This is a genomic window from Bacillus massiliglaciei (assembly GCF_900098925.1).
Taxonomy (GTDB): Bacteria; Bacillota; Bacilli; order Bacillales; family DSM-1321; genus Peribacillus; species Peribacillus massiliglaciei.
The window spans coordinates 189,379-203,073 of sequence record NZ_LT622360.1 but is presented as its reverse complement, the minus strand read 5'-3'; the positions used below and the strand labels follow the sequence as shown (position 1 = coordinate 203,073).

General features: G+C 42.5%; 12 protein-coding genes. 4 read left to right on the top strand and 8 right to left on the bottom strand.

Going from position 1 to position 13,695, the window contains the following annotated elements; genetic code table 11:
• Nucleotides 1–193: 193 nt before the first annotated feature.
• From BQ4305_RS17475 to BQ4305_RS17455, 5 genes are all read right to left on the bottom strand, one after another.
• A complete protein-coding gene (locus tag BQ4305_RS17475; RefSeq protein WP_110929036.1) occupies nucleotides 194–1,459 on the bottom strand; it encodes a M48 family metallopeptidase in 1,266 nt (421 codons plus the stop codon).
• Between the two features lie 531 nt (nucleotides 1,460–1,990).
• The gene (locus BQ4305_RS17470) at nucleotides 1,991–2,518 is read right to left on the bottom strand and encodes an HD domain-containing protein (protein ID WP_110929035.1); all 528 of its coding nucleotides are present in this window, start codon (nucleotides 2,516–2,518) and stop codon (nucleotides 1,991–1,993) included.
• A 188-nt stretch (nucleotides 2,519–2,706) separates the two neighbouring features.
• A complete protein-coding gene (locus BQ4305_RS17465) occupies nucleotides 2,707–4,245 on the bottom strand; it encodes a fatty acid--CoA ligase family protein (RefSeq protein WP_110929034.1) in 1,539 nt (512 codons plus the stop codon).
• A 189-nt stretch (nucleotides 4,246–4,434) separates the two neighbouring features.
• The gene (locus BQ4305_RS17460; protein ID WP_110929033.1) at nucleotides 4,435–5,424 is read right to left on the bottom strand and encodes a lipoate--protein ligase; all 990 of its coding nucleotides are present in this window, start codon (nucleotides 5,422–5,424) and stop codon (nucleotides 4,435–4,437) included.
• Nucleotides 5,425–5,454: 30 nt separating this feature from the next.
• Nucleotides 5,455–6,192, bottom strand: coding sequence for an MBL fold metallo-hydrolase (locus tag BQ4305_RS17455; protein WP_110929032.1), 738 nt, complete (start codon nucleotides 6,190–6,192; stop codon nucleotides 5,455–5,457).
• A gap of 170 nt (nucleotides 6,193–6,362) precedes the next feature.
• On the opposite strand from BQ4305_RS17455, the gene yhfH reads away from it, so the two are divergent.
• On the top strand, nucleotides 6,363–6,491 hold the full coding sequence (gene yhfH, locus BQ4305_RS17450) for a protein YhfH (RefSeq protein ID WP_110929031.1): 129 nt from the start codon (nucleotides 6,363–6,365) through the stop codon (nucleotides 6,489–6,491).
• Nucleotides 6,492–6,621: 130 nt separating this feature from the next.
• Here yhfH and BQ4305_RS17445 read toward each other — a convergent pair whose 3' ends face one another.
• From BQ4305_RS17445 to hemE, 3 genes are all read right to left on the bottom strand, one after another.
• Nucleotides 6,622–7,197: a TetR/AcrR family transcriptional regulator gene (locus BQ4305_RS17445; protein ID WP_110929030.1), complete on the bottom strand. Its 576-nt coding sequence runs from the start codon at nucleotides 7,195–7,197 to the stop codon at nucleotides 6,622–6,624.
• A 147-nt stretch (nucleotides 7,198–7,344) separates the two neighbouring features.
• Complete coding sequence (gene hemH / locus BQ4305_RS17440) at nucleotides 7,345–8,277, bottom strand: ferrochelatase (RefSeq protein WP_110929029.1); 933 nt, start codon at nucleotides 8,275–8,277, stop codon at nucleotides 7,345–7,347.
• A 92-nt stretch (nucleotides 8,278–8,369) separates the two neighbouring features.
• Complete coding sequence (gene hemE / locus BQ4305_RS17435; protein WP_110929028.1) at nucleotides 8,370–9,410, bottom strand: uroporphyrinogen decarboxylase; 1,041 nt, start codon at nucleotides 9,408–9,410, stop codon at nucleotides 8,370–8,372.
• A 246-nt stretch (nucleotides 9,411–9,656) separates the two neighbouring features.
• On the opposite strand from hemE, the gene BQ4305_RS17430 reads away from it, so the two are divergent.
• From BQ4305_RS17430 to BQ4305_RS17420, 3 genes are all read left to right on the top strand, one after another.
• Nucleotides 9,657–10,160 carry an antibiotic biosynthesis monooxygenase family protein gene (locus tag BQ4305_RS17430; protein WP_110929027.1) on the top strand — a complete coding sequence of 168 codons (504 nt, stop codon included), beginning with the start codon at nucleotides 9,657–9,659 and terminating at the stop codon, nucleotides 10,158–10,160.
• Between the two features lie 194 nt (nucleotides 10,161–10,354).
• On the top strand, nucleotides 10,355–11,743 hold the full coding sequence (locus tag BQ4305_RS17425) for a hypothetical protein (RefSeq protein WP_110929026.1): 1,389 nt from the start codon (nucleotides 10,355–10,357) through the stop codon (nucleotides 11,741–11,743).
• A gap of 392 nt (nucleotides 11,744–12,135) precedes the next feature.
• A complete protein-coding gene (locus BQ4305_RS17420) occupies nucleotides 12,136–13,695 on the top strand; it encodes an AbgT family transporter (RefSeq protein ID WP_110929025.1) in 1,560 nt (519 codons plus the stop codon).

Genomic DNA, 13,695 nt, shown 5'->3' with positions numbered 1-13,695 from the left:
TAGACTGCAACACGAAGCCAATCATTTGACCTGTTTCATAAATATTACAATCAAACCGTCAAATAAATCCGAGTTAATTAATTATATTAAAAATTAATAGGTTAGAAAAATGATTGTTTTTTCTGAAAAATAGACTCATAGACTTTTTTCACCTATGGATTGCATAGGAAAAGCCGGCATACAGCTGCCGGCTTTACTTTGTATCCAATTTTCCGTTCTCCACTGCTTCAATTCTTTCCAGCATAGGCGGATGAGAATAGCGAATCCATTTTACCAGTGCCGGCGGGTTTACCTGACTGAGCCCTGACCTGGTCAGCTCTTGAAATGTGTGTATGGCCGCCTCTTGATCCTTCGTCATTTCAATCGCATAGTGATCAGCCCTTGTTTCCTGGTATCGGGAAACATAATTTGTCAGCGGATCGGAGACAAAGGACAAAACTGAAATAAGCAGGAGGAATAATGGAAGAGAACTTAGACTTGCCACCGAAGAGACCTTCAGTATGTGGCCCCAGCGCCTGACAATGCCATTCATCAGCTTCGCTGTCAGCCACAGACCGGCCAGAGTAAGCAGAATGTAGCCTCCAATGCCGATGTAAATATGCTTCTCCACATAGTGCCCCATCTCATGCGCCATGATGAACAAAATTTCCTTCTCTTCCAGCTTATTAAGTGTCGTATCCCAGAGGACGATTCTGGAATTCGAACCAATGCCTGTTACATAGGCATTGAGTGAATTAGTCTTTTCAGCCATATTCACTTCATACACATGATCAGCAGGAATATCCGCTTGCTTAGCCATCTCCAGTATTTTCGTTTCCAGTTCTTTATTCTTTAACGGATAAAAGTCATTGTATAAAGGATCAATTAGAACTGGCTGGATGAACATCAGAACAATGGAAAAGGGAATCGACAGCAGCCAGGCATAGAGCCACCATCTCTTTTTCGCTTTTTTCATGAGCCAGTAGAGAACCGAGACAATCAGAAGCATCATCGCAAAACTGACCCAGAAATCGATCACCTCATCCTTCATCCACGATGAGAAAGACTGCGTGCTGATTTGATATTTTCTGCTGTAACTGTAGCTAATATAAGAAATAGGAAATGCGGCTATATATGTAAGCAGGGAAAGCCAAAAAAGGTAAACAGCTGTCCGGACAATTTTCCAGCGTACAGTCATCCTGGACCATTGCTCAAAACGGCGCGAGATGCCAAACAGCAATATCAAGAAATAGACGAGCCATTCATATGGAGCTGAGGAAAAAAAGAGAAAATTACGAATGCCGGAATATTCTTCACTGAGCATTAGCTCCCTTGGGGATAAAAAGGTTTCCGGATCTGCCCCAGTCCCTTTCAGTGCCTCAGGAATAGAGGTGTCAGCCCCGAAAAATATATACCAGTACATGACCGCCAAATATACTAAAAAAAATCCTACGGCATAGCCTGCCCATTTTCTAGTCATTGTGCCTCCTCCTTCTATAGGAACCTTCTATTAATGTAAGTCCAAATTAGACAGGTTAGAACCCGAAAATCACAAAAAACTGTAAAAAAGCAGGAAAAGTTATAGAAAAGAAAAGTCTCCGGAAACAAGCTGGACTATTGTCCCGCGGCCGTGCAGCGCACAAAGTGAATGAAGGCTCACCGAATAATTAAATTATATAAGATAGAAGATGCGGATATACAGCAAAAGGTCTCCTGAATTTGGAAATTATGGATGCCGAGAGCTCCGGCTGGTCGATAGACGCCTGGACAAAATAAAAAATATCAAATTTCTCGCAGAGAAAGCAGAGAAAATTGATATTTTTGTTCATGCTGCACTATCGGAGACATGAACCGGGCCTGAATTTTATCCAACGTACTGATGCCTCCATGTGTCGGGCCTTCACTCTGGATTCACAAAAGATCCATTTCTTCCAGTAAATTCTTACCCATACTAAGAATTTCCTGCTTTACCCCTATCCTCTAAAATCATGACATACTGCCAGTCATTAGATCAGGACAGCAATTCTTTCTTTTCTTCTTCATCGATCAGCGTATCGAGCCTGATGATACTTTCCCTTGCACGTTCTGGGGTTATTTTTCGATAATGATGCAGCCCGCCTTCTTCCTCATCCTTTTCATCTGCCCATTTTACAATCTGCTGCAAAGGTGTTCGGACAATGTCGTTAGAGGGTAAAAAAGAATCAGTATGAAACAGGATGGCATGGGAGATTGTTTTTGCTTTAACCGGGTTTTCTCCGAGCCTGATTAACAATTTATGAGCCCTTTCAGCCCCTTTTATCGGATGAATGTCATTTTGCTTGTATAAATCATAGTCCCATTTTCCATTGCGATACCAAGTAAAATGCCCCATGTCATGCATAAATCCAGCTTTAGCCGCGGTGTCCGGATCTACCTTGTACTCCTTGGCAAGATTAAATGCATGATATGCGACCGCAATCGCATGAGCCATTCCGGAACGATTCAAATATTTTTGAGCGATCCGATGTTCAAAAATTTGAAGCAGTGTCACATCCCTCATGCTACTGTTCCTCCTCTTCATGTTGAAAATTTTTTTACTAACTATGATAACGGTTTTGTTTCCCATAATCAAGGAACACCTATTATCCATCCAAATGAGGGAAATAAGGCACAGATAACATGAAATAAGCCTTTAAAAATAAAAAAAGACTATCCCGTTTAGGATAATCTTGAGCCGGCACTTAGCGATCAGCCTGACTGGACTTTCTGCTTTAAGGAACGGCGAAGAATCTTTCCAGTTGTATTCTTAGGCAGTTCATCCAAAAATTCAATAAAGGAGGGAACTTTATATTTAGCTAGATGCTCAGTACAGTAAGCAATCACTTCTTCTTCAGTCAGTGAACCTTCCTTTCGAACAATAAAACAATGTACCGTCTCTCCCAGCGCCGGATCTGGTACACCGACCGCTGCCGCTTCAACAATTTGCGGGTGTGCATATAATACTTCTTCTACCTCACGGGGATAAACATTATATCCGCCGACAATAATCAATTCCTTTTTTCGGTCCACGATAAAAAAGTAGCCTTCATCATCCATTCTTGCCAAGTCACCGGTGTAAAGCCACCCATCTTTAAGAGCAGCAGCCGTTTCTTCCGGCATTTTGTAATACCCTTTCATTACGTTAGGCCCTCTGACAATCAGCTCTCCGACTTCCCCCGGCGGGAGTTCCTCACCCAAAGGATTCACTACTTTATTTTCCACATTCAGAATGGAAGTACCAATTGAGCCCGCTTTTCGCGGACGGTCCAGCGGATTAAAACAAGTGACTGGGGAAGCTTCTGACAAACCGTACCCTTCGGAAAGACGCACATTAAATTTTTGTTCAAAAGAATTCAACAAGGCTACCGGCATAGCCGAACCGCCGGACAGGCATAGCCTCAGTGACTTTAAATCACTCGCTGTTCCTTCTGCATACTGGTAAAGGTAGTTATACATCGTTGGTACGCCCGCAAAAACGGTAGCTTCATATTTTTTTATCAATCTGAAAATTTCTTTTGGACTGAAATGCGGAACAATTAAGAGAGTTGCACCGGCTAACAGCGGAGCGTTCAAGACGACTGTAAGGCTGAAGACATGAAACATCGGCAATGCAGTGATCACTCGGTCATCCCCATTTATTTTTACGTAAGCGCCAATATCACTCGCGTTTGAAAATAAATTTTTTTGGGTCAGCATAGCTCCTTTCGGCTTTCCGGTTGTCCCGGAAGTATATAGAATCAAAGCAACATCCTCTTCATCCAATACAGGGCCTTGAAAGTCTGCTGTTCCGGAAGAAATTAAACTTGTAAACGATTTCATTTTTTTGGACAGCGATTCCAAACTTCCGTTTCCATCTCCCGTTTCACATATAATGTATTGCTGAACGCTTGTTAAAACGGGATCCAGTTGATTAAACACAGGCATAAGCTTATCAATGGCAATGACGATTTTTACATCTCCGTTATTGATTATGTAACGGATCTCATCAGAAGTATAGATTGGATTGATTGGAATTACCGTAGCTCCGGCTCTTAATGCACCGTACATGCTGATAATAAAATGCGGCGAATTCCCTAACAGTAATGCCACGTGGTCGCCCTTTTTTATACCTAATTTATGAAGTCCGGCAGCAAACCTAGTTACAGCGGCATCAAGTTCACCATATGTGGCGGCCTGATCCATGAAATAATAGGCTGATTTCTCAGCGCTTTGCCTAGCAGTTTCGCGGAGCCTGTCTGATATATTCATTTCCCCTCCCCCTTCTTCCTCTCAAAGATATTGAATGATTAATCATTCATTTACCAATAAATGTTTTTACAATTCATATTATAGTAAAAGAAAATCATTCCAGCAAGAATATTTTCGCTTAAGCCAGAAAATACACACTTAAATAACAGAAAAACCGCTCAAAATGGAACTTCAAGCGGTTTTCCGGTATCAATAAATCAAATTTAGCAGTTCTTCTTTTGATACATTGCCAAAATAATGTTTCACGTCAACTCCTGATAAAGCTTCCCGAATCTTTTCTTTCTCGTACCGTATACCCGTTAATTTATCTTCAATTTCTGCAACTTCCCCTACGCCAAAGAAATCGCCGAAAATTTTGCAGTATTGAATGATGCCTTTATTAATTTCAAAGCGAAAATCGATTGTGCCGACTGGGAACCGATGGGAGGCCTGGACATCAAATTTGGGTGATTTACCGTAATTCCAATCCCAATTCTGATATCTTTCTTTAGATATTTCATGAATTTTCTCCCAATCCTTTTCCGTCAGCACATACTCAGGAATTTCCTCTGTTCCTTCGAAAATATTTTTTAATAGAAACGATCTGAACTCCTCTATTGTCATGGACTTTTCCATGAAATCCGCAATATTGCCAACACGGCTCCTGATCGATTTAATTCCTTTTGATTCAATTTTTTCTTTCTTTACTTTCAGCGCAGAAACAATATGTTCCATTTCTGAATTAAAAAGCAGTGTTCCATGACTGAACATCCGGCCTTTAGTTGCAAACATCGCATTGCCCGAGATTTTTTTTCCTTCGGCCATTAAATCGTTGCGGCCGCTCAGTTCAGCCTTCACGCCCAGTTTTCCCAGTGCCTTAACAACCGGCTCAGTGAACTTTAAGAAATTATGAAAGCTTTCTCCGTCATCCTTTGTAATAAAGCTGAAATTCAAATTTCCCTGATCATGATAGACAGCTCCGCCCCCTGACAGGCGCCGGACTACTGTTATTCCCTGTTCTTCCACGTAGTCTGTATTAATTTCTTCCACCGTATTTTGGTTTCTTCCTATTATGATGGATGGCTGATTAATATAAAACAGTAAATATGTTTCATCAATATTTAAATGCCTTAACGCAAATTCCTCTATTGCGAGATTGATTTGCGGGTCTGTTATTCCTTTATTGTCGATAAAAAGCATGTTCTTGCACCCTCCTCAACTGTCGCTTCCTTATAATTGAAATTCCAGCCTGCACCTGGCTATGGCAATTTCCCTTGGGAATTCCTCTGCTGCTTCTTTTTTTAGCTGCTCCAATTCTCCATAGTGAGGCAAATGGGTCAGCAGCAGCAATTGAACATCTGCTTTTCGTGCTGTAATTCCAGCTTCTTTGGCTGTCATATGTCCGGCTTTTGAAGCATCCATATCACTGTAAAAATTGCTTTCACAAACCAATACATTTGCGTCTTTAGAGAACTCGGCCAGTTCATCCATATAGGAGCTGTCCCCTGTATAAACAATCGTATCCCCTTCTGCCTCAATCCTCATCGCAAAACATGGTACTGGATGTTCCGTTTTCATGAAGGTAAAGGTGAGAGGACCGATCTTCAATGGCTGTTCTTCTGAGTATGCAATTCCTTTCGTAATATTTTTATATGTAAGTTTATCAAACTCTGCCTTGTCTAAATCATGTCCATAAATCGGCAGAGGATTCTCCCTCTTTTGACCCAAGAATTGGTCAATTAAGATGGCATGCTGCAGCACACCGATATCTGCTACATGATCGGGATGGTAATGGGTAAGGACTACCGCATCCAACTCTCCCGGTTTCAAGTGATTTTGCAATTCTGATAAGACACCGCTTCCGCAATCGAGCAAAATGCGATAGTTTTCATATTCCAGCAAATATCCAGAACTGGCTTCATTCTTAGCAGGATATCCGCCCCAACAGCCAATCACGGTAATTTTCATTGTCTCATCCCCCATCTTGGTCTTTACTACACATAATATAAACCATTATGACTCGCTTTTCACCTTTTTCAAACATGTTATAAAACAATATATTGACACAGCCAAACTGTTATAATACAATGTAACCATCAAGAAAATTATTATTCTATCAATATAGGAGGATGATTTACATGATTCAAAGCTGTGTCGAGTTCTTTAGAAACCTTCCCGCCAAACAGTGCATGTCCTGTGGTAATAAGATTGAAGAACAGCATGAATGCTACGGAAATAAATGTGATCATTGCCTGGAGATAGAATAATCTGTGATGGGTACCTCCATCCGCTTTCGTTCGCTGGATGTTCCATACAATACAGTTCCCCTAACTGTATTACCCCAAATTTACTAACATAAAAGGCCTGCTTCCCGATAGGAAGCAGGCCTTTTATATGTCAGCGGGCAGAGAGTCCTTGAAACAGATATAAATCGAATAAGGAAGCAATTTTTTCTTTTTCTAACGGGGCATGATTCTTTTCCCAGTCATAAATCAGTGCTAAATAAAGCTTAAGCATAACAAACGCCGTGATTTCCGGATCGCATTCAACAATGTATCCTTTCTCAATCGCGCTTTGCAGCTTATTCTTTATATAAGAAACAATAGCCCCTTCCATTTCTTTTACCAATTCCTGAACAGCAGGAGTCCCAATTTCCCTTTCTTCTTCAAGCAATTTCATGGATAATTGATGTTCCTGCCTGAATTCCAGCAAACGGTAAACAGTCCGATGGAGGTTTTCGTAAAAGCTAAGTTCCGGATTCATTACTTGCTCTGCCTCATACTTCATTTCTTCAATAAGACGGTTCCCGATTTCCTTAAAAAGTTCCTCTTTATTCGTGTAAAACGTATATATTGTACCTTTACCGACATTTGCTATTTTTGCAACCTGATCCATAGTGGTCGCTTTGTAGCCAAAAAGGGAAAAAGACTTGGTTGCGGCTTCTAATATTAATTTTTTTCGATCGATCGCCATAAATACACCTCTAAACTGCCTCTTTCAAAACGTAAATCAACCTTTTGAAAAAGAGCTGGTCTATCTCTATCATACCCTTTTCGGACGGACTTGGAAAACAGGAAAAAATAAAAGCACAGACAGCCCTCATCAGGCTGCCTGGATGGATTACGCTTTCCCCAGTTTTTTTAGGACAACTGCTGAAAGAGCTTCGATAAACGGCGGTTGCACATCGGGCATGTCAGGACGATAATAGCTTGCTCCAATTTCCTCTGTAACAACCTTACACTCATAATCATTGTCATATAGAACTTCCAAATGAGTGGAAACGAATCCAACAGGAATATAGACAAAAGCCTTATATCCATTCTCTTTGTACAAATCTCTTGTCAAATCCTGCACATCCGGTCCAAGCCATGGCTCCGGAGTCTGTCCGGCGCTTTGCCAGCCTACGGCATACTCTTTCACGCCGGCACCTTCCGCGATCCATTTTGCTGTCTCTTCCAGCTGTTTGGGATATGGATCCCCGAACTGAAGGATTTTCTCCGGAAGGCTGTGCGCAGAAACAATCAGCGCATAATTCTCCCTCTCTTCAGGAGACATGGAGCCAACAATGTTCTTTAATTGATCTACCCAGAATTGAATGAACTTCGGCTCATCATACCAGCTTTCAACAGAAGTGATCTTCATCCCATATTTTGCGGCTTCTTCCTGTGCACGCCCATTGTATGATTTTACGCTGAAAGTTGAAAAATGCGGCGCAAGGACGATGCTGACAGCTTCAGTAATCCCATCTTCATTCATTTTTTGAACAGCATCCTCAACAAACGGCTCGATATGCTTAAGACCTAGATAAGCCTTGAATTCAATTTTGTCCTGAACTTTGTTTAAATCAGCTTCTAGTGCAGCTGCCTGGCCTTCTGTAATTTTGGCTAAAGGAGAAAGCCCGCCGATTGCTTTATATCTTCCTTTTAAATCTTCAATCAGCTCATCAGACGGCTTTCTTCCATGACGGATATGTGTATAATATCTTTCTATATCTTCTTCAGTATAAGGCGTTCCATAAGCCATAACCAGAAGTCCCATTTTTTTTCTTCCCATGCCATTTACACCTCGATAATGATTTATTTTCATGTACCATTTTGTATGTTTGCCTTCCATTTAGCAAATGAACCGCTTGTATTAGGCCGTTCTTATCTTCGTGCAGAATAATCATGAACAAATGCGGTCATTCTCTTTAGCGTCTCAGGATTTACTTCCGGAAATACGCCATGGCCTAAATTAAATATGAAGCCTGGCTTTTCCATTCCCTGATCAAGGATTTGCTTCACCTTAGCTTCGATTACATCCCAGGATGCTAACAAATAAGATGGATCAAGATTCCCCTGAACAGCCTTTGTGACACCAAGGCTTCTCGCATCTGAAATTGGCAGTCTCCAGTCCAGTCCGACAACATCCAGAGGAAGAGAATTCCACTCCAGCGCTAAGTGGCTTGCTCCGACACCATGCATGATTAAGGGTGTCTTCTCCTCTCTGAGGCTGGAGAAAATCCGTTCCATGACCGGTTTAATAAACTGGCGGTAATCTTCAACATTCAATGTTCCTACCCATGAATCAAATAACTGAATAGCAGAAGCTCCCGCCTTGATTTGCGCCTTGACATATGTAATAACCATATCACCCAGCTTGTCCATTAAAGCAAACCAGGCTGCCGGGTCAGAATACATAAATGCTTTCGTTTTATGATAGTTCCTGGACGGTCCGCCCTCAATCATATAGGAAGCGATCGTGAACGGGGCTCCTGAGAAGCCGATCAGCGGAACTGATAATTGTTCTTCCGTCAAAAGTTTGATGGTATCAAGCACATAGGCAATATCCTGTTCAGGATTCAATTCTCCGAGTTTTTCCACATCCTGCATAGAGCGGACGGGATTATCAATAACCGGACCGATGCCGGACTTAATTTCTACATTAACGCCGATTGCCGGCAGCGGTGTCATAATATCCTTATATAAAACAGCTGCATCCACCCCATACTGTTCGACAGGCAGCCGGGTGACATATGCACATAGCTCGGGCTGATGCGTGATCTCGAATAATGAATATTTCTCTTTGATTTTCCTGTATTCAGGCTGTGATCTTCCTGCCTGGCGCATATACCAGACTGGGATATAATCGGTCTTTTCTCCCCGCGCCGCCTTCAGAAATGTATCATTCGTGATTTTATTTACCATATAATTTAATATCCACCTTTCAAGCAAAAATGCCCTGTATCATATCATCTTCGTACATAGAATATCAGAAGGATGAACAAATTTAAAAATCATCTCATCTAACTATAGCTTTTTCGATAAAAGAAGTATAGCCAACACAATTAATTGTCAAAAAATCTACTATTTTATCCTCTTTTCGGGTATAAATTTAGTAGAAGCAGCCAGCACTGTATAGCTGGACCACTTATATGCAAAGGGGGAACATCCATGAATATATATATCACAACCGGTTCATACAATTTTTTAAAGCCCAAAAAGGAAAAACACCCCAAAGAAAAAATCCTGATGATGCAAAACAGCCAGAAAACCTTATTGCTTCATGAAACGGAAGGGAAAACGCTGTTCAGCTCACCAAGAAAGTTTGAAGTCATCGAAAGTGTCGGAGACTGGCCTGAAAACGGAATCACAGCCATGTATCATACTCCCGTGGAAATTGATGACCAATCCATGTTTGAGCTTAAAATGAAGAAAAACATTGTTCCGGTTTCAAGGGAGGCCGGACTGATTGCACTCCGCTTTTTACGGCCGGTTAAATCCGATACGTATGTATTGCTGACCGTTTGGGAAAATGAAAGATCCTATCGGGATTGGAAAAGCTCCCCATCTTACTCCGAAGTGAAATTCTACGCCGACAGCACAAAAGGGACATCAACTAAGCCCCTCTTTTCCGGTTCAGCCTATGAAACTGAATATTCTCTTATTACGGAGTAACTGCCAAAAGGGCTCAGAATGTCTGCATTCTAAGCCCTTTTATCTTTCCTTCACTGCCGGGATTTCATCCGGCCCAATCACCAATTAAAAGCCTATTCATATACTGCTCCAGAAGAGAATTGGTTCCAGAAAGATTTTGTCTCCTTCAAAGCCATAGACTTCTCTTCGAAACAGAAAAGGCAGGAGTGAAAGCCATGGCCGTTCAATTAAGCAGCCTCCACTGGATATACGCAGGATTCATCCTGCTGATCATCCTTTTTATGATCAGGAGGCTTGATACTACGATTATTTCCACGTTGGGCATTTTAACTATTTCTATTATTTCAACCGACAGCCTGACTGGCTCTGTCAGCAGCATCTTTAATAGTTTTGTTTTTGCCATAACCGAGCTGCTGCCTACCATTCTTGTTATCTCTATTATTGTGTCACTGAGCAAGGCTTTAAACCAGTCGGGTGTTAATGATGTGATGATTTCCCCTTTCACGAAACTGATTAAAGGCCCTGTACTCGCCTATTGGGTCATTGGGCTTCTTATGATGATGATTTCTTCTTTTTTCTGGCCTTCCCCGGCGGTAGCGCTCCTTGGCGCTATTCTCCTTCCGGCTGCATTGCGAGCAGGACTTCCCGCCATCGGGGCAGCCATGGCAATGAACCTGTTCGGACACGGAATCGCCTTATCTGGAGATTTCATTATCCAGGCCGCACCGAAGCTGACAGCGGATGCAGCAGGACTGCCAGTCTCAGACATTCTCCACGCCAGCATTCCTTTAGTCCTGACAATGGGAGCTGTCAGTACAATCACCGCGTTTGTTCTATTAAAAAGGGATATGCAGCGCGGCCTTTTTACTGAATCAGAATTCCAGGAAAAAGAGTCTGCCATCGAAGAGAAGACTTTGCTTAAGGGACGGCTAAGAACAGCATTTGCCATTCTGGTTCCGGCGGTCTTTTTAGGAGATGTGGCGGCAATGTCTATTTGGAAGATTCAAGGAGGAGAGGCAACCGCTCTGATCGGCGGGACCTCGGTCTGCCTTCTTTTCCTTCTGTCCTTAGCAGCCCATAAAAGAAAAGGACTAGAAAAAACGACCGGCTATTTTATAGAAGGATTTCAATTCGGTTTCAAAGTTTTCGGCCCAGTGATTCCGATAGCGGCCTTTTTTTATCTCGGTGATGCCGGTTATATACAGATTACCGGAAACGAGCTTCCCAATGGATCCCAGGGAATTGTCAATGACCTTGGAGTAGCATTGGCAAGCATTGTTCCCTTGACAAAAGAAATTGCGGCTGTTGCCTTAGCGGGAATAGGCGCTATAACCGGATTAGACGGATCTGGTTTTTCCGGAATATCACTGGCCGGCTCCGCTGCCCGCCTATTCGGTACCGCACTTGGCGAAGGCACAGCCACTTTAACCGCTCTCGGACAGATTGCAGCAATTTGGATTGGAGGAGGAACTTTAATTCCTTGGGCGTTAATTCCCGCTGCCGCCATTTGCCGGGTCAGCCCGTTTGAATTGGCCCGCCGGAATCTGATCCCAGTTGCAGCAGGGCTTGCTGCCACAACCATCGTCGCTATGCTGCTCATGTAACTATATTTGAAAAATAAACATCCCCTGCAGCAAGAACAGGGCGGCTGTCAATAAACATACCAGACGGTAAGGGCGGGACAAAATAAAAATATGAAATTTCATATTTTTTGTTTATGCTGCATGTTGTTTCGTTTCAGGAACGCTTCCCGGGGTACGACCGAGCTTGTGCTGTGCCCCTAAAAGTTCCCTCTGCACTCCTACCTATTTTCCCTGCAGATTCTTACCCTGATATTCTTTAATGTTTTACTTATTTCACATCCCTTTAGGAACATTTTATAAAAAAACCCAAAAAAATGATTATAATTTGTGGTAAATTCCATAGATTTCTCTTTATGGGCGAATTATAATTTAAACATTCAAAAAATTTAAATAAATCAGCTAGGAGGAATGTTATGAATGCTGCAGAAAAACTGAACCCAGAGCAATCCCCCTCGCCAAATCACCCTAACGGGAAAAAGTGGACAAGCCGCTTTTTAGATGCAATCGAAAAAGCCGGGAATAAGCTCCCTGACCCCGTAACCCTATTCGTAATTATGTCTTTGATCATTCTCGGAGCTTCCTTCATCCTATCTTCATTGGGGGTTTCCGCAACAGAACCCGGAACCGGAAAGAAAATCGAAGCCGTGAATCTTCTGAACAGAGAAGGAATCATAGAAATTTTAACGAATATGGTTGGAAATTTCACCGCTTTTCCGCCATTTGGTCTGGTTGTGGTCATCATGCTTGGAGTCGGACTGGCTGAATCAACCGGCCTGATTACGGCATTTATGAAAAAAACAGTACTTAGCGCACCGCCATTCTTAATTGTTCCCGCCGTCATTTTCGCAGGAATGATCGGTAATATAGCAGCAGACGCAGCTTTCATTGTCCTTCCGCCCATTGCAGCCATGATTTTTATGAGCGTAGGAAGAAGCCCGATTGTTGGACTCGTTGCTACATACGCTGCTATTTCAGGCGGATACAGTGCCAATCTGATTATCAATTCACTTGATGTTTTATTGGCCGGAATCACTGAACAATCCGCACAAACGGTAAACGCCGATTATACAGGAAATCCAACGATGAATTACTATTTCCTGATTGCTTCCACCATTCTGTTAATTGCCGTAGCTACATGGGTAACCGTTAAATTTGTGGAACCGAGATTCGGAAAATACGAAGGAAAAATCCAAAAAATCGAAAATATTACATTGCTTGAAAGAAAGGGCCTGAAGTATGCCGTCTTTACGATGGCTGGTTATATTGCACTTTTACTGGCCGTGACGATTCCTAAAAACGGCTGGCTGCGCGATGCCGAAACCGGTTCGCTCTTAAATTCCCCTTTCATGTCATCCATTGTCCCTATCATGCTTTTCTTCTTCCTTTTGCCGGCATTTGCCTACGGGATTGGAGCCAAGACATTGAAAAGCGACAAAGACATGGCTGAAAAATTATTTAAGTCGATCGCTGATTTGGCCCCTTTCATTGTACTGGCCTTCGTCGCGGCGCAGATGATTGCCTTCTTTACTTGGAGCAACATCGGTCCGATTCTGGCCATAAAGGGAGCAGAACTTCTGCAGGCCATGAATTTTACCGGCCTGCCAATGATTATCGGCTTCATTATTATTTGTTCTTTCATCAACCTGCTTGTGGCAAGTGCTTCTGCAAAATGGGCGCTTCTGGCTTCGATTTTTGTACCGATGTTCATGTATCTCGGCTATAGTCCGGCTTTTACTCAAATGGCTTACAGAATAGGAGATTCCATTACAAATCCTATCACACCGATGCTGGCCTATTTTGCCATCCTGCTCGCTTTTGCCCGGAAGCATGATAAATCAATTGGAATGGGCACATTGATTTCTGCCTTATTGCCTTACTCTTTCTTCTTCGCCGTTGCATGGATCATCATGTTCTCTGTCTGGTACTTGCTCGGCCTGCCGCTTGGACCTGGAGAACCGATGCATATTAATTAA

Coding starts and splice junctions, on each gene's coding strand:
- BQ4305_RS17475 (WP_110929036.1), bottom strand. CDS start 1,459: ATGACTAGAAAATGGGCAGGCTATGCCGTAGGATTTTTTTTAGTATAT.
- BQ4305_RS17470 (WP_110929035.1), bottom strand. CDS start 2,518: ATGAGGGATGTGACACTGCTTCAAATTTTTGAACATCGGATCGCTCAA.
- BQ4305_RS17465 (WP_110929034.1), bottom strand. CDS start 4,245: ATGAATATATCAGACAGGCTCCGCGAAACTGCTAGGCAAAGCGCTGAG.
- BQ4305_RS17460 (WP_110929033.1), bottom strand. CDS start 5,424: ATGCTTTTTATCGACAATAAAGGAATAACAGACCCGCAAATCAATCTC.
- BQ4305_RS17455 (WP_110929032.1), bottom strand. CDS start 6,192: ATGAAAATTACCGTGATTGGCTGTTGGGGCGGATATCCTGCTAAGAAT.
- yhfH (WP_110929031.1), top strand. CDS start 6,363: ATGATTCAAAGCTGTGTCGAGTTCTTTAGAAACCTTCCCGCCAAACAG.
- BQ4305_RS17445 (WP_110929030.1), bottom strand. CDS start 7,197: ATGGCGATCGATCGAAAAAAATTAATATTAGAAGCCGCAACCAAGTCT.
- hemH (WP_110929029.1), bottom strand. CDS start 8,277: ATGGGAAGAAAAAAAATGGGACTTCTGGTTATGGCTTATGGAACGCCT.
- hemE (WP_110929028.1), bottom strand. CDS start 9,410: ATGGTAAATAAAATCACGAATGATACATTTCTGAAGGCGGCGCGGGGA.
- BQ4305_RS17430 (WP_110929027.1), top strand. CDS start 9,657: ATGAATATATATATCACAACCGGTTCATACAATTTTTTAAAGCCCAAA.
- BQ4305_RS17425 (WP_110929026.1), top strand. CDS start 10,355: ATGGCCGTTCAATTAAGCAGCCTCCACTGGATATACGCAGGATTCATC.
- BQ4305_RS17420 (WP_110929025.1), top strand. CDS start 12,136: ATGAATGCTGCAGAAAAACTGAACCCAGAGCAATCCCCCTCGCCAAAT.